The 16028-nt window shown below is 72.2% G+C and carries 18 protein-coding genes and 2 tRNA genes; 10 read left to right on the plus strand and 10 right to left on the minus strand.

Features of this window, described 5'->3' with window-relative positions:
• Positions 1–13 precede the first annotated feature (13 nt).
• The 4 genes from FB462_RS05800 to FB462_RS05815 form a co-directional block, all read right to left on the minus strand.
• Positions 14–89 (minus strand) — tRNA-His (locus FB462_RS05800).
• Positions 90–156: 67 nt separating this feature from the next.
• Complete coding sequence (gene orn, locus FB462_RS05805) at positions 157–795, minus strand: oligoribonuclease (protein ID WP_114849025.1); 639 nt, start codon at positions 793–795, stop codon at positions 157–159.
• A gap of 713 nt (positions 796–1508) precedes the next feature.
• Positions 1509–2747 carry an MFS transporter gene (locus FB462_RS05810; protein ID WP_114849026.1) on the minus strand — a complete coding sequence of 413 codons (1239 nt, stop codon included), beginning with the start codon at positions 2745–2747 and terminating at the stop codon, positions 1509–1511.
• Positions 2744–3268, minus strand: coding sequence for a MarR family winged helix-turn-helix transcriptional regulator (locus tag FB462_RS05815; protein ID WP_167510024.1), 525 nt, complete (start codon positions 3266–3268; stop codon positions 2744–2746). Before FB462_RS05815 ends, FB462_RS05810 begins: the two co-directional genes overlap by 4 nt.
• A gap of 61 nt (positions 3269–3329) precedes the next feature.
• Here FB462_RS05815 and FB462_RS05820 point away from each other — a divergent pair, with 61 nt between their 5' ends.
• A complete protein-coding gene (locus tag FB462_RS05820) occupies positions 3330–3620 on the plus strand; it encodes an oligoribonuclease (protein ID WP_114849028.1) in 291 nt (96 codons plus the stop codon).
• A gap of 181 nt (positions 3621–3801) precedes the next feature.
• A complete protein-coding gene (locus FB462_RS17640) occupies positions 3802–3966 on the plus strand; it encodes a YbbN family protein (protein ID WP_244289128.1) in 165 nt (54 codons plus the stop codon).
• A 79-nt stretch (positions 3967–4045) separates the two neighbouring features.
• Here the strand turns inward: FB462_RS17640 and FB462_RS05830 are convergent, their stop codons facing one another.
• The 3 genes from FB462_RS05830 to FB462_RS05840 all read right to left on the minus strand — a co-directional run bounded on the left by FB462_RS05830 (position 4046) and on the right by FB462_RS05840 (position 7332).
• Positions 4046–5479 (minus strand): DUF6716 putative glycosyltransferase, encoded by a 1434-nt coding sequence (locus FB462_RS05830; RefSeq protein ID WP_141860671.1) that lies wholly within the window; start codon positions 5477–5479, stop codon positions 4046–4048.
• Between the two features lie 102 nt (positions 5480–5581).
• Positions 5582–6454 (minus strand): N-acetylneuraminate synthase family protein, encoded by an 873-nt coding sequence (locus FB462_RS05835; RefSeq protein ID WP_141860674.1) that lies wholly within the window; start codon positions 6452–6454, stop codon positions 5582–5584.
• A complete protein-coding gene (locus FB462_RS05840; protein ID WP_141860676.1) occupies positions 6451–7332 on the minus strand; it encodes an acylneuraminate cytidylyltransferase family protein in 882 nt (293 codons plus the stop codon). Before FB462_RS05840 ends, FB462_RS05835 begins: the two co-directional genes overlap by 4 nt.
• A 472-nt stretch (positions 7333–7804) precedes the next feature.
• Here FB462_RS05840 and FB462_RS05845 point away from each other — a divergent pair, with 472 nt between their 5' ends.
• On the plus strand, positions 7805–8365 hold the full coding sequence (locus tag FB462_RS05845; RefSeq protein WP_141860678.1) for a P-loop NTPase family protein: 561 nt from the start codon (positions 7805–7807) through the stop codon (positions 8363–8365).
• 14 nt (positions 8366–8379) lie between these two features.
• Positions 8380–8452 (plus strand) — tRNA-Arg (locus FB462_RS05850).
• A gap of 63 nt (positions 8453–8515) precedes the next feature.
• On the opposite strand, the gene FB462_RS05855 is transcribed toward FB462_RS05850, so the two are convergent.
• On the minus strand, positions 8516–9724 hold the full coding sequence (locus tag FB462_RS05855) for a hypothetical protein (protein WP_141860680.1): 1209 nt from the start codon (positions 9722–9724) through the stop codon (positions 8516–8518).
• A gap of 65 nt (positions 9725–9789) precedes the next feature.
• The gene (locus FB462_RS05860) at positions 9790–10056 is read right to left on the minus strand and encodes a hypothetical protein (RefSeq protein ID WP_058742563.1); all 267 of its coding nucleotides are present in this window, start codon (positions 10054–10056) and stop codon (positions 9790–9792) included.
• A 170-nt stretch (positions 10057–10226) separates the two neighbouring features.
• Between FB462_RS05860 and msrA the strand changes: the two genes are divergently transcribed.
• The 5 genes from msrA (at position 10227) to FB462_RS05885 (ending at position 14037) form a co-directional block, all read left to right on the plus strand.
• Positions 10227–10754: a peptide-methionine (S)-S-oxide reductase MsrA gene (gene msrA, locus FB462_RS05865; protein WP_141860682.1), complete on the plus strand. Its 528-nt coding sequence runs from the start codon at positions 10227–10229 to the stop codon at positions 10752–10754.
• 37 nt (positions 10755–10791) lie between these two features.
• Positions 10792–10998 (plus strand): hypothetical protein, encoded by a 207-nt coding sequence (locus FB462_RS05870; protein WP_083520052.1) that lies wholly within the window; start codon positions 10792–10794, stop codon positions 10996–10998.
• A gap of 153 nt (positions 10999–11151) precedes the next feature.
• Positions 11152–11802 carry a single-stranded DNA-binding protein gene (locus FB462_RS05875; RefSeq protein WP_058742560.1) on the plus strand — a complete coding sequence of 217 codons (651 nt, stop codon included), beginning with the start codon at positions 11152–11154 and terminating at the stop codon, positions 11800–11802.
• Between the two features lie 63 nt (positions 11803–11865).
• Positions 11866–13551: an energy-dependent translational throttle protein EttA gene (gene ettA, locus FB462_RS05880; protein WP_058742559.1), complete on the plus strand. Its 1686-nt coding sequence runs from the start codon at positions 11866–11868 to the stop codon at positions 13549–13551.
• Positions 13552–13581: 30 nt separating this feature from the next.
• Positions 13582–14037: an acyl-CoA thioesterase gene (locus tag FB462_RS05885; protein WP_141860686.1), complete on the plus strand. Its 456-nt coding sequence runs from the start codon at positions 13582–13584 to the stop codon at positions 14035–14037.
• A gap of 273 nt (positions 14038–14310) precedes the next feature.
• Here the strand turns inward: FB462_RS05885 and FB462_RS05890 are convergent, their stop codons facing one another.
• On the minus strand, positions 14311–15168 hold the full coding sequence (locus FB462_RS05890) for an acyl-CoA thioesterase (protein WP_058740438.1): 858 nt from the start codon (positions 15166–15168) through the stop codon (positions 14311–14313).
• Between the two features lie 43 nt (positions 15169–15211).
• On the opposite strand from FB462_RS05890, the gene FB462_RS05895 reads away from it, so the two are divergent.
• The gene (locus tag FB462_RS05895; protein WP_114849039.1) at positions 15212–15913 is read left to right on the plus strand and encodes a DUF8185 domain-containing protein; all 702 of its coding nucleotides are present in this window, start codon (positions 15212–15214) and stop codon (positions 15911–15913) included.
• The last annotated feature ends 115 nt before the right edge of the window (positions 15914–16028 follow it).

Genomic DNA, 16028 nt, shown 5'->3' on the forward strand with positions numbered 1-16028 from the left:
GGGCTTCTCTCGATGGGGTGAGTAACGGGTCTCGAACCCGCGACCTCCTAGACCACAACCAGGCGCTCTACCAACTGAGCTATACCCACCATGCTGTCCCCGGACCAGCCGGAGCAACCCCTCAATAGTAGTACATGCCGCGGCCTGCGTGGACCACTACTCGGCCGCGGGCTGGGCGAGCCGCGGAGCCCACTGCTCGACCACCGCGGCGGCGACGGCACGCACGTCCTCGGTCGTCGGGCCGGGCTCGGGGATGAAGCCCGCGCGTCGGTAGTACTCGAGTTCGCGGATGGACTCGAGGATGTCGGCGAGGGCGCGGTGCCCGCCGTGCTTCTCCGGCGCGTTGAAGTAGACGCGCGGGAACCAGCGGCGGCAGAGCTCCTTGATGCTGGAGACGTCGACGCTGCGGTAGTGCAGGTGACCGTCCACGCGCGGCATGTACTTGGCGAGGAAGGCGCGGTCGGTGCCGATCGTGTTGCCGGCCAGGGGAGCGGAGCCCTCGGCGGGGACGTGCTGGAGGATGTACTCGAGCACCTGGTACTCGGCGTCGGCCAGGCTCACGCCGTGCGGGATCTCGTCGATGAGCCCCGAGGTCGTGTGCATGTTCGTGACGAACTCGTTCATGTTGTCGAGTGCGGACTGGTCCGGCTTGATGACTATGTCGAACCCGGGGTGCACGGGGACGAGGTCGAAGTCGGTGATGACGACGGCCACCTCGACGAGCTCGTCGACCTGGAGGTCCAGGCCGGTCATCTCGCAGTCGATCCAGACGAGGCGGTCGTTCGCAGTTGCCATGCGGACGATCCTATTCCGCGGGTGTGACGCTGCTGTCCGTGCTCCCGCGCCTGTGGATGCCAGCCCGGGCCGGGTGCGCGTCGGACCGGCCGCGCCCAGCGGCGATGCGCAGCGTCGCGGAGTCGGCCCGTGCCTTCAGTCCGGACCGGCCGAGCTGTCCGAACTGTCCGACTCGGGCGACCAGCTGACGCTCCGTCCGCGAGCGGGAGGAATCGGCGCGTCGCCCTCTGGACTTGCTGCACCTTCCGCCCGCTCGCGTTCCCGCACTGCCGCCCGGTGCCGCACGCCGCCCGTACCGAACGCGATCGGTCTCGCGAGCGGGCGGGATCCGCGTCTCATCCGCCCGGACCGCCGCACACACCGCCCGCTCGCGGCTGGGCGCGGTTCCAGCGCATCCACGCACCGCGGCCCACGGACCACGGACGCGGCCCGCGAGCGGGCGGAAACCGACCCGCCCGGCGCGAGACCGCCGCGCACTCCGCCCGCTCGCTCCCGAGACCCGCTCGCTCCCGAGGCCCGCTCGCTCCCGAAACCCGCTCGCTCCCGAGGCCCGCTCGCCCCCGAGACCCGCCCCGCCCCCGAGACCCGCTCGCCCCCGAGACCCGCCCCCGACCCGCGCGCGGGCGCGGGCGCGCCAGCCGGCCCCTGCACATGCACGGACGGCCCGGAGCGCCGCAGCACCCCGAGCCGTCCGGTCAGCCCCGTGCCAGGCGTCAGACCATCTCGCCCGCCGAGATCGCCTCGGCCTCGACCCGCTCCGGCTCGGCTCCGTCGTCGACCCTGCGCAGGACCTTCGTCGTCGCGACGACCACCACGAACGCGATCGCCACCGAGACCCCGGCGAACACGTACGCCGCCGAGGGGGCGATCGCGTCGGCGAGCAGCGTCGCGACCGGCGGGGCGATCGCGCCACCGATGAAGCGCACCGCGGAGTACGCGCTCGAGGCGACGGAGCGGGGGAGGTCCGTCGCCTCCATGACGCACTCGGTGAGCACGGTGTTCAGGACACCGAGCACGAGTCCGCCGACGATCACGCAGACGATCAGGCCCGGCTGCGACCGCACGACGACGGCTGCGGCGAACAGGTCGAGCGCGAGCAGGGGCAGCGCGATCTTCAGGACCGTCGTGCGACGGAGCCGGGCGGTGAGCATCGGAGCGACCCACACCGAGGTGACCGCGAGCCCGACGCCCCAGCCGAAGAACGTGAAGCCGATGCCGAGTGCGCCGAAGCCGAGCGGGAACGGCGTGTAGGCGAGCAGGACGAAGAAGCCGATGTTGTAGAAGAGCGCGGTGGCCGCCAGTGCCGCGAGTGCCGGTCGGCGCAGGGCACGGAACGGGGCGGAGAGCCGGGTGGGCGTGGGCTTCTCGAGCCCGGAGCTCTTGAGGAGCGCGACGACGGCGATGAACGCGACGGCCATGAGCGTCGTGACGCCGAAGAACGGGCCGCGCCAGCTCACCGAGCCGAGCAGGCCACCGACGAGCGGGCCGACGGCGATGCCGAGGCCGAGCGCCGCCTCGTACAGGATGATCGCCGACGCGGTGCCGCCCGAGGCCGCGCCCACGATGGTCGCGAGTGCGGTGGAGATGAAGAGCGCGTTCCCGAGCCCCCAGCCGGCGCGGAACCCGATGATGTTCCAGACGCTGCCCGACGTGGCGGCGAGCACCGAGAACACCACGATGAGGGCGAGCCCGATGAGCAGGGTGTTCTTCGCCCCGATGCGGCTCGACACCCAGCTGGTGAAGAACATCGCGACACCGGTGACGGCGAGGTAGCTCGTGAAGAGCAGCTCGGTCTGTGCCGCGGTCGCATGCAGCGAGGTCGCGATGGCGGGGAGGATCGGGTCGACGAGGCCGATGCCCATGAAGGCGACGACGCAGGCGAAGGCGATCGCCCAGACCGCGGAGGACTGCTTGAGGATGCTGCCCGAGGCAGCGGGGGCGTGGGCGTTCACGCGTGGATCTCCGATCTGGTGGACGACGGGCTGGTGGGGGACGGGCTGGTGGTCGACGACGGGCTGGCGCCCGGTCCACCAGGGGGAGGAGCGGCGAGTGGCACGGCGACCCGCGACGCGATGACGGCGGCCGCGTCGTGCAGCACGTCCCACTCGTCGTCGTCCAGGTCGGCGAACACCGGCCCGACGGTCTCGGTGATGGTGGCCCGCCAGGTCACGAGGCGGTCGTGGCCGGCCGGCGTGATCGCGATGAGCTGCCCGCGGGAGTCGTCCGGGTCGACGGTGCGGGTGACGAGCCCGTCCGCGAGCATCCCCGCGACGAGCCGGGTCATGGTCGGCTGTGCGACGCGGGACAGTGCCGCGAGCTCACCGAGCCGCAGGGGCTGGTCGGTCTCGAGGATGCCGAGCGTGCGCCACACGGCCGCTGAGGTCGGGTTCCCCGTCGCCTGCGCGGCTGCGCGGATCAGGCGGTTCACCGAGACGAGGAGCGTCTCGATCGTCTGCGCCCTGGTTGATTCCATAGCAAAACTATATAGCCGACCTATGCATCCGTCAACAGGTCGGCCCTGGTACAAGGGACGCATGAGCGACATCACCATTCACGAGGGCGACGAGTACACCGCGATCTTCCACGGTGGCCCCTTCGACGGGACGACCGACACCCGCACCGCGACGAGCGACGCGGTGGACGACCAGGTCACGGTGTACGCCGACGTCGAGGGCCTGCAGACGGCCTTCACCTACAAGGCCACCAAGACCCGTCAGGTGCTCGACCAGACCTCGGTCGAGTACGCCTACGACGCCGATGACTCCGACCCGGTCGACGACCTGCAGGACCGCGGGGACCGCAGCGGCGAGTTCGACCGCGAGTAGCCACACCGCCCGGGTCGACCCGGCGAGCGCCGCGTGCCCCGATCCGATCGGGAGTGCACGCGGCGCTCGCTGCGTTGTGCCCTCCGTGCGACTCGACCTGTGGACCTCCGCCTTCTGCGCGCCATGCGCTGCGGCCCGCCGCGTCGCCGGTGAGGCGGCGGCCCTCGTCCCCGGACTGGCCGTGCGCGAACGCGACGTGGCCGCCGACCCCGACGGCGCCGAGGCCGTCGGCATCCGCTCGACGCCCACGATCATCGTCCGACGCGAGGACGGCACCGAGGTCTTCCGCTCGCCCGGCGTCCCGTCCCGCGACCAGCTGCTGGTGGCGGTGGCGAAGGCGCTCTGACGTCCGCCCCGCCGGTCACGGAAGCCTGCTGACGAACGGCCTGGAGGCACGGTGCGGCTCCGCCCCGCCGCCCACCCGGTCAGGTGGTCCGGTTCGCACCCCCAGTGCCGGCTCCCACGGCGTCCCGCTGGGAACGGGGTGGCAGCACGAGGGCCGCGTCGCTCGCGTCGGGTCGCAGCACCACCCGCCGCAGTCGACGGAGCACGCGCTTCACGGTCCGCACCGGCGTGCCGAGGACGAGCGCGACGACGCCGATCGCCGTCCGGTCGGCCGACCCGAGGGCGTTCTTCCGCTCCCACGCCCGACGCAGCGCACCGCCGCCGCTCCGCCGAGCGGCCGGTCGTACCTCCAGGGCGCCCGCGTCCCGGAGCGCCATGAGCTCCTCGGCGCGGTCGGCCCAGTCGTCCTCCGCGGGCGGGTGGAAGTGGTTGTCGTGCAGCCACTCGGGTCGGACGGTCCCGAAGCGTCCCTCGACGAGGTCGACGGCGTCGCCCTCGAGCCCGCTGTCCACGAAGACCTCGTTGATGAGCGCGCGCGAGACCCCGAAGTCCGTCAGCGTCAATGCCGGGACGCCGCGGGCCACGGCCTCGAGGACCGCCGTCGAACTGATCGTCACGAGCGCCACCGCCCGGTCGAGGTGCTGCGCCATCGGACCGCTCTCGACCACGAGGTTCGCGGGCCGGTCGGCGGGCAGCAGCTCCGGGTAGGGCCACTGCTCCCGGTGCGTCTGGTGCTCCCCGGCCGCCGCACGGACCTTGACGACGACTCGCCACTCCGGGTGGCGCCGGGCGGTCTCGACGAGCCAGCCCACGACGCGCCGGCGGTCCTCGAGGTCCGCGGGCACGCTCGGCTGCGCCGCGAACACGACCGCGTCCCTGCCCCGCTCGTCGCCCCGTCCGCCCGCCCGCTCGTCCCCGAGCCCGCCCTGCCCCCGCGAGCGGGCGAAGGGCAACGTCGCGAGGGCGAACGCGGGTTCGATCCCGCCCGCTGACGCGAGGGCACGGTAGGCGCGGACCTCGCGGTGGCTGTGCAGCACGAACACGTCGGCCCGCGCGCGGAAGAAGACGCCCTTCCACTTCGCCGGGTACGAGATGCCGGGCAGCCCCGTCAGGAGCACCGGCCGCCGCGGGACCCGACGGACGACCTCGTCGACCAGGAGCTCCGCCACCGGGCCGATGCACGCCACCAGGACCGCGTCCGGCGGGTCCGCTCGCAGCCGGTCGACGAGGGCGTCGACCCCGAGGGGCGCCGGCGGTGCCGCTGCGAGGTGCCCGAGTCGGCCGTCCAGACCCCGGAACGCGGACCGGAGCTGCGCAGGGCTCGCCGACCTCGGGGTGTCGACGACGAGCAGCTCCAGCTGCCAGTGCGCGGGAGCGTCGGCGAGCAGGTGGGCGCCCCACTTCGCGAACGAGTCGGTGTCGACCAGGCCGACCACGCGTCGGACGCGGGGTCGGGTGGCGGACGGGAGGCGCGCCTCCAGTCCGTCGGTCGGCTCGCGACGTCCGTCGCTCACGCGCGCGCCCCGCTCACCGGTCCCGCTGGCTCACGCGCCGACGCGGCGGAGCTTGGCCATGGGCGCCTGCTCGCCCGCCGGCGGAATCGGCTCTGCATCCGCTCACGCGCCGACGCGGCGGAGCTTGGCCATGGGCGCCTGCTCGCCCGGGAAGATCCTCTTGATCCCGTCGCCGAGCGCGGTCTCGATGATCCGGACGTCGCGGGCGAGCGTCTGCAGGCCGTGCGGCTCGAGCGAGGCGGCGTGGTCGGAGCCCCACATCGTGCGGTCGAGCGTGATGTGGCGCTCGACGGCCGTGGCGCCGAGCGCGACCGCGGCGAGGGAGATCTGCAGCCCCGGTTCGTGCCCGGAGTACCCGACCGGCACCCCGGCGTAGCGACCGGCGAGGGTGTCGATCATGCGGAGGTTGGCCTCCTCGGCGGGGAGCGGGTAGGTCGACGTCGCGTGCATGAGGACCAGTCGCTCGGTGCCGAGGGCCTCGACGGCGCGGTCGATCTGCTCGAGCGTCGACATCCCGGTCGACAGCATGACCGGCTTGCCCGTCGCCGCCACGGCCGCGAGGAGCCCGAGGTCCGTCACCGAGGCCGAGGCGATCTTGTACGCCACGACGTTCAGGTCCTCGAGGAAGGCAACGCTCGGCTCGTCCCATGGCGATGCGAACCAGTCGAGGCCGCGGAGGGTCGCGTGGTCGCCGATCTCGATGTACTGCTCGCGGTCGAACTCGACGCGGTAGCGGTACTCCAGGTACGTCATCTCGCCCCACGGCGTGCTGCGCGGGGTCTGCTTCATGTGCTCGGGCGTCGAGATCGCCGGCGTGCGCTTCTGGAACTTGACGGCCTGCAGCCCGGCGTCCGCGGCGACGTCGATGAGCCGCTTCGCGATGTCGACGTCGCCGTTGTGGTTCAGGCCGATCTCGCCGATCAGGTACGCGGGGTGGCCGGCGCCGATGGTGGACGTGCCGATGGAGACGGTCATGGGGCTCCGTTCTGTTGGGACGGGTGCGGATCTGGGTTCGGGATCCGGTCGGTCGTGGCTGCGAGGGGCCAACGCGCGGTCCCGGATGCGGCTGCGGGCCTCGTCGTTGGGCGATCTGCGTCCGGGTTCGTCGGGTGGCCGGCCGGTCGGTCGAGGGTGTGGGCGAGCGAGGAGGCCAGGGCCAGGTCGGCCGGGTCGTCGACGTCGATCGCGCCGCGGGGATCCACGACCGCGAGCTCGACCCGACCGAAGAAGCGGTGTCGGTGCTCTCGGAAGCCCCTCGTGCGCAGGACGTAGAAGGCGCCGGTCTCGCGGTACTCGGGTTCCCGGTCCTGGCGGCGCGGCCGGACGGCGGCGTCGTGGTTGACCGCGACCGCCCGGCCCTGAGCGTCCGTGCGCCAGAGGAAGGCATGCGAGGGAGCCGCGGCGAACACCACGTCCGCGTGGTCGTCGAGCACGCGGCGGACCGCGGCGTCCAGGTCGACCGGGTCGATGAACGGCGAGGTGGCCTGCAGGAAGACGAGGACCTCTGGGTCGCGGGGCTGGTCGTGCTGGTCCTGCTGGTCTGCGTTGCTCAACGTCGCGAGGGGGTCGAGGGCGTCGAGGGCGTGGAGCAGCGCCGACTCCGAGGTCGCCTCGTCGCCGGAGAGCTCGTCCGGGCGACGGATGACCCGGGCACCGGCGGCGGTGGCCTCGGCGGCGATGGCGTCCCCGTCCGTCGACACCACCACGGTTTCGATGGTCTCCGTGCGGAGCGCTGCCTCGACGGCACGGCGGACGAGCGACCTCCCCCCGACGGGCCGCAGGTTCTTCCCGGGGATGCCCTTCGAACCGGCGCGGGCGGGCACGACGGCCACGACGGTTCCGCTGGAGCGCATGCACCGGACGGTACGGCGGCGCGGTGTCCCTGAGACGAACGACAGGGAGACGGCCGGGGAACCCTCCGCGTCGCGGGCGCGGGCGCGGGCGCGGGCGGCAGCGCGAGCGGGCGGTATGTGTCCGAGGGGTCGTGCGCACCGAGCGGGTTCCGCCCGTTCGGCACGCGGGGGGGGGGGGGGCGCAGGGTCGGGAGAGCGCGAGCGGGCGATGTGTGCCCGGGCGGTCACGTTGGCCGAGCGGGTTCCGCCCGTTCGGCACGCGGGGTGGCGGGCGGCAGCGCGAGCGGGCGGAACCCGCGGCCGTCCGGGCATTGCGGCCGCAGATTCCGCCCGCTCGGTCCTGGGCGGGCGCGGGGAGTGCGCGGGACGGCGAGCGGGCAGCGTGGGGGGAGCGCGAGCGGGCGGAACGTGCGCGGTCGACCGCGCAGGGCGAGCCGCTTCCGCCCACTCGCCGCGGGGCTAGGGTCGGGGGATGCTCGGTGCCGACGACGTCCTCGTCCCGGAGCCCCGCCGTGTCCTGGTCGCCGGGACGACAGGCGTCGGCAAGACCACGACCGCCGGACGCATCGGACGCGCGCTCGGCATCCGGCACACCGAGATCGACTCGATCTACCACGGGCCGGACTGGACGCCGCGAGAGTCCTTCCTCGCGGAGGTCGAGGCGTACACCAGCGAGCCGACCTGGGTGACCGAGTGGCAGTACACACTCGCCCGGGACATGCTCGCCGCCCGCGCGGACACCCTCGTCTGGATCGACCTCCCCGTCCCGGTCGCCCTCTGGCGGCTCGTGCGACGGACCCTCCGACGACGTCTCCGGCGCACACCCCTGTGGAACGGGAACATCGAGCCGCCGCTGTGGACGTTCTTCACCGACCCGGGCCACATCGTCCGGTGGGGGATCCGCGTGCGTCACGAGAGTCGGAAGCGGGTGCCCGCACTCGTCCACACCGCCCCGCACCTGCGAATAGTGCACCTCCGGACGCAGCGCGAGGTCGACCGGTTCGTGCAGCACCTCGCGGAGCGCCGAGGCTAGAATCGACGCCGTCCGCCTCCGTAGCTCAGTGGATAGAGCAGGTGGTTTCTACCCACCGTGCCGCGGGTTCGATTCCTGCCGGGGGCACCGACGACGAGAGGCCGCCATCCGTCGGGATGGCGGCCTCTCGCTGCAGACCGGTGGTGGGGTTCAGTCCTCGTCGTCAGCGGCGCGGCGTCGGAGCTCACTCGCGCTGATCGGCTGCGTGTAGGGCGACTCGTCCGTCTCGTCCGAGTCCTTCGGCTCGGCCGGAGCATCGGCGACGCGCGTCGGGATCGAGGTGGTGTTCGTCGTGGACGCCCCGTAGCCCGATGCGGTCGCGCGGTTCACGTGCGCGTCGGCTGCGGTGGGGGAGGCGATGCGCAGAGCCGAGGCTGGTCGGACATCGTCGGAGCGGTCCACGGACCTATCCGCGGTGCGATCGTCGGCACGATCGTCGACCGCGTCGTCGTCCGAACGGTCGACCGAGGCCGCCGGTCGCTGCGGCACGTCGTTGCGCGATGCGACGGGCGAACCGAGTGCAGGGCGGATCGGAGCACCGTCGAGCGGGGTGGTCTCACCCTCGCCGTAGGCGCGCGTGGTGGTCGCGCCCTCGCTGCCGGAGCGCGCGGACCACGGCGCGGAGGTCGCTGCCGGTGTCGCTGCCGAAGCGGGTGCCGGAGCCTGAGCGGCGGAGGAGGCGACGGGCGCGGCGGGGGAGGGCGTGCCTCCAGGCTGCTGGGATGCCGGTCGCAGACCGGTCGTCGTCGGGGTCGGACGCTCGGCGGTCGGCGCCGGTGCGGACGGCCGGTCCTGCTCGCGGCGGTCCTGCTGGTCCGCGCTCCAGTCCTGCTGGCGGGCGATCAGCTCGGCGTCGGGATCCGGCGAGTCGAACTTCCACCGCTCGAGGTCGGCCTTGAAGAGCTTCTTGGCACGGTTCGGACGGGCCTGCCACTCGAGCATCCGGTCGCGGAACTCGGCGAGGGACTGGTCGGCCTGGAAGCTGAACGTCGACGAGTTCTTCTTGATGTCGGCGATCTCGTGCTGCGCCCAGTTCGCCGCGAGGGGCGCACCGCTCACGGGGAGCAGCCGCAGTCGGATGTCGGCGTCCTCCGCGAGGTGGTCGGCGTACGACCGCTCGTCGTGCCCGAGGGAACCCCACGTCGCCGCCTTGCGCGCCGCGGAGACGACACCAGCGACGGCCGCGTTCCGGCTCTCGCGCTCCTGCATCGCGACGACGCGCTTCGTCGCACCGCGGCCGATCAGCGCGGCGATGGTGCCGGCCACGACGATGGCCACGAAGGGGATGATCGCGCCGGACAGCACACGCCACCCGTTGTCGGACGACGTCCAGTCGGTCAGCTCGTTCCACCAGTCCATGGGCGAACCCTACGCACGGAACTGCCCGGGCACGGGGAGGTGGCGCGGCGTTCCGTCGCTTCCGCTCAACCCCACCGGAGGCAGTCCACGGCATCGTCGGCGGACCACACGTTCGGCAGCTCGACGAAGCGTCGTTCGGTCGCGACGTAGCGGCGTGCGCGGTACGCCGTCCCGCCGGCGACGTCCACCCGGTCGACGTATCCGACGACCTCGCCGTTGGCGCGGGTGACGCGGCTCAGGTCGTCGCGGACGTCGAGCACCCGGAGGTCGCCGCGGCTGCGCGCGACGGGCGCGGTGCGGATGCGGAACGCGGGTTCGGTGGTGCGCTGCACGTGGTGCCTCCTGGTGGTCGGTCGCGGTGTGTGCGGGGAACGCTACGGACCGCCACCGACAGCCGCGCCGCGCCCGAGTTCCCTGGGGAACACTTCGGGCCCGGTGCGGGTTGTGGAGGAGGCAACCCGGATCGCGGCTCCCTCTGAGCCCAGGAAGGTAGGTTCCCCCCATGACGACGTTCGTGCTCGCAGGTGGATGTTTCTGGTGTCTCGACGCCGTGTACCGCACGCTCCAGGGCGTGCAGGACGTGGTCTCGGGCTACGTCGGCGGCGCGACGGAGAACCCGTCGTACGAGGCCGTCTGCACCGGTGCGACCGGCCACGCCGAGGCGGTCGCGGTGACGTTCGACGAGTCGGTCATCCCCGCCGACGTCATCCTCGACGTCTTCTTCACGCTCCACGACCCGCGCCAGCTGAACCGGCAGGGCGCCGACGTCGGCACCCAGTACCGCTCGGCCATGTTCCCGGCGGACGACGAGCAGCGCGCGCTGTTCGAGCAGGCGATCCAGCGTGCATCGGACATCTGGGACGGTGGCATCGTCACGACGATCGAGCCGCTGGGTACCTTCTACCGTGCGGAGGAGTACCACCAGGACTTCTTCGCGAAGAACCCGGGACAGGGCTACTGCATGGCGGTCGCACTGCCCAAGGTGAACAAGGTCCGCAAGGCCTACAGTCAGTACATCCTGGCGTCCTGAGACACGGGCGTCGGGGCCACGAGGAGGTGGTCGAACGATGATGGACAACACCGGGACCTGGGTGGCGGTCGGACCGGCCGGCGCGGTGGGCAGCATCCACCGCGCATCGGACGGGTTCCACGTCGAGCTCTACGGCCGGTCGGGATCCGGCGGGGGCACGTACCCGTCGCTGGAGTCCGCGAAGGGCGCGGTGCACGCGGCCCTCGGTCCGCTCGCGGACCGGCCGGAGTTCCGAGCGCACTGATCCAGTCGGGGCGTCGGTCCGGCGCATGGTCGCGACGGGCCGGACTGTATGCACGGGGAGACTCGTCCTCCACAACTCACCCCTGCAGATGATCGGTCCACAGGACGAGCCCCGGGGCGCTTCCGCGCCCCGGGGCTCGCGCACGATCGAGGCATGAACGACACCATCACCGTCTGCGGGATCATCGCCACCGAGCCCCGCCACCTCGTCACCGACACCGGCATCGCCATCACGAGCATGCGGCTCGCGTCCCCGTCCCGCCGGTGGGACCGCTCGACCTCCACGTGGACCAACGGCGCCACGAACTGGTACACGGTCACCGCGTTCCGCTCCCTCGCGGCGAACGTCCACAAGTCCCTGAAGAAGGGCGACCGCGTCGTCGTGACGGGCCGCGTCCGCATCCGGACGTGGGAACGCGACGGCCGGGGTGGCACCTCGGTCGAGATCGACGCCGAGGGACTCGGCCACGACCTCGCGTGGGGCATCAGCAACTGGATCCGCGTGCCGCGGCACGCGAACGAGCACAGTGCGGCTCCGGGGACGTCGCCGACGATCGACCCGCAGACCGGAGAGGTCCACGGCGCCGACGACGGTGCCGGGACCGACGGGGCGCTCGCCGACGGCGGGCCCGTCCAGCGGGACGACCTGCCGGAGCCCGCCGAGGCCGCCCGGCACACGGAGGTCGCGCTCGAGGGGCAGTTCGCGCCGCCGGCGGTGCTGCCCGCCGACCTGGGCACCGGAGCCGACACGGCCGACGGCGCGGACCCCGACGATGTCGACGCAGCGGGGCGGGCAGCGGCGTGACCTGCGGGAGCGCCGACATCCGGGGGCGCCGACGCGGCGGGGTGTCAGTAGACTGGGCGCGATATGGCTGAGTACATCTACCAGATGGTCCGCGCCCGCAAGTCGGTCGGCGACAAGCTGATCCTCGACGACGTCACGATGTCGTTCCTCCCCGGCGCCAAGATCGGCGTCGTGGGGCCGAACGGTGCGGGCAAGTCGACGATCCTCAAGATCATGGCGGGTCTCGACCAGCCGTCCAACGGCGAGGCGAAGCTGACCCCGGGCTTCACCGTCGGCATCCTCATGCAGGAGCCCGAGCTCGACGAGTCGAAGACCGTCCTCGAGAACGTGCAAGAGGGCGTGGGCGAGATCCACGGCAAGATCACGCGCTTCAACGAGATCTCCGCGCTGATGGCCGAGCCGGACGCCGACTTCGACGCGCTCCTCGCCGAGATGGGCACCCTGCAGGAGGAGATCGACGCCGCCGACGCGTGGGACCTCGACTCCCAGCTCGAGCAGGCCATGGCCGCGCTCCAGTGCCCCCCGGGGGACGAGCTGGTCACGCACCTGTCCGGCGGTGAGAAGCGCCGCGTCGCGCTCTGCAAGCTCCTGCTGCAGAAGCCCGACCTGCTCCTCCTCGACGAGCCCACCAACCACCTCGACGCCGAGTCCGTGCTCTGGCTCGAGCAGCACCTGCAGCAGTACCACGGTGCCGTCCTGGCCGTGACCCACGACCGGTACTTCCTCGACCACGTCGCGCAGTGGATCGCCGAGGTCGACCGCGGACGCCTGTACCCGTACGAGGGCAACTACTCGACCTACCTCGAGAAGAAGCGCGCTCGTCTCGAGGTCCAGGGCAAGAAGGACGCCAAGCTCGCGAAGCGTCTGTCCTCGGAGCTCGACTGGGTCCGCAGCAACCAGAAGGGCCGCCAGGCGAAGTCCAAGGCCCGCCTCGCCCGCTACGAGGAGATGGTGTCCGAGGCCGAGCGCACGCGGAAGCTCGACTTCGAGGAGATCGTCATCCCCGTGGGTCCGCGTCTGGGTTCGCAGGTCATCGACGCCGAGAAGCTGCACAAACAGTTCGGTGAGCGCGTCATCATCGACGACCTGTCGTTCACGCTGCCCCGCAACGGCATCGTCGGCGTGATCGGCCCGAACGGCGTCGGCAAGACCACGCTGTTCAAGACGATCGTCGGTCTCGAGCCGCTCGACGCCGGCACGCTGAAGATCGGCGAGACGGTCGACATCTCGTACGTCGACCAGAGCCGCGGTGGCATCGACCCGAACAAGAACCTGTGGGAGGTCGTGTCCGACGGACTCGACTACATCCAGGTGGGCAAGACCGAGATCCCGTCCCGCGCCTACGTGTCGCAGTTCGGCTTCAAGGGTCCGGACCAGCAGAAGAAGGCCGGCGTGCTCTCGGGTGGTGAGCGCAACCGTCTGAACCTCGCGCTCACGCTCAAGCAGGGCGGCAACCTCCTGCTCCTCGACGAGCCGACCAACGACCTCGACGTCGAGACCCTCGGCAGCCTCGAGAACGCCCTGCTCGAGTACCCGGGCTGCGCCGTCGTGATCACCCACGACCGCTGGTTCCTCGACCGGATCGCGACCCACATCCTCGCGTGGGAGGGCCTGAACGAGGACGGGACGCCGAACTGGTACTGGTTCGAGGGCAACTTCGAGGCCTACGAGGAGAACAAGGTCGAGCGCCTCGGTGCCGATGCCGCGAAGCCCGGCCGCGCGACCTACCGCAAGCTCACGCGCGACTGACCCGTGGCGAGACTGCACGCTCCGATCCGCATGCGGTGGAGCGACATCGACGCGTACGGTCACGTCAACAACTCCGCGATGCTGCGCCTCCTGGAAGAGGCGCGCATCGTGGGGTTCTGGGGCCACGACCCCGCGGACGCGAACGGCGAGGGCGACCTGCCCGACCCGATCATCGACGGACGCCCGGGATCGGGCACGATGACGGTGATCGCGGCACAGCGCCTCGAGTACCTCGCGTCGATCCCGTACCTGCGCCGACCGCTGGACGTGCAGATGTGGATCGGGCGGATCGGCGGCGCGAGCATCGACGTGTCGTACGAGGTCTGGTCGCCCGTCGGCGTCGAGCCCGCCGTCCTGTACACCCGTGCCACCACGGCGCTGGTGATGGTCGACGCCGCGACGAACCGGCCGCGACGCCTGACCGCCGTCGAGCGTGCCGCGTGTGAGCAGTTCGCCGAGCCGCCGGTCGAGTTCTCCCGGCCCTGACCCGGCCGACCCCGGCTGGGCCGAGCCCGGCCCTGACCCGGCCGACCCCGGCTGGGCCGAGCCGGGCCCTGACCCGGCCGACCCCGGCTGGGCCGAGCCCGGCCCTGACCCGGCCGACCCCGGCTGGGCCGAGCCCGGCCCAGATGCGGACCTGCGCCTCCGCACAACCGGGAGCACAGCGCACCATGACGATCTGCGGCGCGGTGCGCTTCCGGTTGTGCGAGCGCACACTGCACCGCGGAACGGCACGGCACGCAGCTCGAAGTGCAGCCCTCACCGCGGGACGCGCATCATCCCCTCCTGCGCCACCGACGCCAGCAGCCGCCCGTCCCGCGCGAACATCCGGCCGAATGCGAGCCCCCGCCCACCCTGCGCACTCGGGGACTCCTGCACGTACAGCACCCAGTCATCGGCGCGACCGTCCCGGTGCCACCACATCGCGTGGTCCAGGCTCGCGCTCTTCACCCCCGGCGTTCCCCAGGCCACCCCGTGCCGCCGCATGATCGGCTCCAGGATCGACATGTCGCTCGCGTACCCCAGGACCGCACGGTGCAGGGCAGGATCGGCCGGCAGCGCTCCTTCCACGCGGAACCACACCGCCTGGTGCGGCACCCGCTCGCCCTGCACGTCGACGAAGACCGGGCCCTCGACGTGCCGCAGGTCGATGGAGCGCTCGGCCCAGGCCTGTGCGACGGGGTGGTCGATCGCGGACAGGATCGACGCCGCGGACGGCAGCGACTCCGGCTCGGGGACGTCGACGGGGAACGGGTCCTGGTGTTCGACGCCCTCGTCGGGGCGTTGGAACGAGGCGATCATCGAGAAGATCGGCACGCCCCGCTGGTACGCCTGCACGCGTCGGGTCGCGAAGGACCGGCCGTCGTGGATGCGCTCCACCCCGAAGGTGATCGGGACGTCGATGTCGCCCGGGCGCAGGAAGTAGCCGTGCATCGAGTGGATGTCACGGCCCTCGATCGTGGCCTGCGCGGCGACGATGCACTGCGCCAGGACCTGCCCGCCGAAGACCCGCCCGCCGGGGGACCAGTGGCTCGCCCCGGTCAGGATCGTCTCGCCCGTGCTCGCGCCGGTGTCCTGGAGGCGCAGGGTGCTGAGGAAGTCGGGTTCGCCGTTCACACCCGCAGTCTACGAACCGGCCCCCGGTAGGATCGGACCCGACATGGGCACCTCGTTCACGCTTCCCGACGCCGCCTCGCTCGGCGACCTCCGCACCTACCTCGGACGCGCTGCCCGCATCGAGGACGGGTCCGTCCGGCTCGTCGCCGACTCGGGCGTCCTCGCGGTGTACACGGCGATCCTCTACCCGCTCGGCCTGCTCGACGAGCTGCCGACGGTGCTCGGCCTCCGCACGTTCTCGCTCACCGAGCCCGCGACGATCGACGCCGTGGTGCCGCTCGCGTCCCTGCAGGAACGTCTTCGCTTGCTCGCCGAGCACCACGACGCCGAACGCGCCGACGGAGCCGACCCGACCCGGGCGACCCCGATCGAGGTCGAGCTCCCGCACGAGGTGCACACCGTCACCTGGGCGGCGATCAGCCCCCCTCGCGGTGGGTGGGTGCCCCTGCCGGACGTCTCGCCGGAACTCCTCCGCCGTGCCGCTCGCGACGGCATCGCCGAGGTCGCGGACGCCGTCCCGGCGAGTGCGGGCGAGGCGATCGTGCGCCGCATCCGGTCCGAGGTGTGGGGCCGTCCGGTGCCCGGGATCGAGCACCTGCCGGCCGGCGCGGGTTTCGCGGGGGAGAGCCTCGGGTTCCTCGGGCACGACCCCGTCCGGCTGTTCGAGACCGGACCGTGGAGCCGGCTCACGACGTCGCGCGGGCACGTCCTCGTGAAGCGCCGTGCCTGGTCCCTCAGCATCTGACCCCGAACCGAAGCCGCCCAGCGTTGATCGACGAAGACCGACCGGCCGACGACGCCGCCGCGACCGCCTGCCTGAGCGGACCAGACCGCCACGTCCACCCCGCACCATGACACGC

Origin of the sequence: Curtobacterium citreum, from assembly GCF_006715175.1 — a bacterium.
GTDB lineage: Bacteria > Actinomycetota > Actinomycetes > Actinomycetales > Microbacteriaceae > Curtobacterium > Curtobacterium citreum.

Coding starts and splice junctions, on each gene's coding strand:
- FB462_RS05875 (WP_058742560.1), top strand. CDS start 11,152: ATGAACGACACCATCACCGTCTGCGGGATCATCGCCACCGAGCCCCGC.
- ettA (WP_058742559.1), top strand. CDS start 11,866: ATGGCTGAGTACATCTACCAGATGGTCCGCGCCCGCAAGTCGGTCGGC.
- FB462_RS05840 (WP_141860676.1), bottom strand. CDS start 7,332: ATGCGCTCCAGCGGAACCGTCGTGGCCGTCGTGCCCGCCCGCGCCGGT.
- FB462_RS05895 (WP_114849039.1), top strand. CDS start 15,212: ATGGGCACCTCGTTCACGCTTCCCGACGCCGCCTCGCTCGGCGACCTC.
- FB462_RS05870 (WP_083520052.1), top strand. CDS start 10,792: ATGATGGACAACACCGGGACCTGGGTGGCGGTCGGACCGGCCGGCGCG.
- FB462_RS05835 (WP_141860674.1), bottom strand. CDS start 6,454: ATGACCGTCTCCATCGGCACGTCCACCATCGGCGCCGGCCACCCCGCG.
- orn (WP_114849025.1), bottom strand. CDS start 795: ATGGCAACTGCGAACGACCGCCTCGTCTGGATCGACTGCGAGATGACC.
- FB462_RS05885 (WP_141860686.1), top strand. CDS start 13,582: ATGCGGTGGAGCGACATCGACGCGTACGGTCACGTCAACAACTCCGCG.
- FB462_RS05820 (WP_114849028.1), top strand. CDS start 3,330: ATGAGCGACATCACCATTCACGAGGGCGACGAGTACACCGCGATCTTC.
- FB462_RS05845 (WP_141860678.1), top strand. CDS start 7,805: ATGCTCGGTGCCGACGACGTCCTCGTCCCGGAGCCCCGCCGTGTCCTG.
- msrA (WP_141860682.1), top strand. CDS start 10,227: ATGACGACGTTCGTGCTCGCAGGTGGATGTTTCTGGTGTCTCGACGCC.
- FB462_RS05815 (WP_167510024.1), bottom strand. CDS start 3,268: ATGGAATCAACCAGGGCGCAGACGATCGAGACGCTCCTCGTCTCGGTG.
- FB462_RS05855 (WP_141860680.1), bottom strand. CDS start 9,724: ATGGACTGGTGGAACGAGCTGACCGACTGGACGTCGTCCGACAACGGG.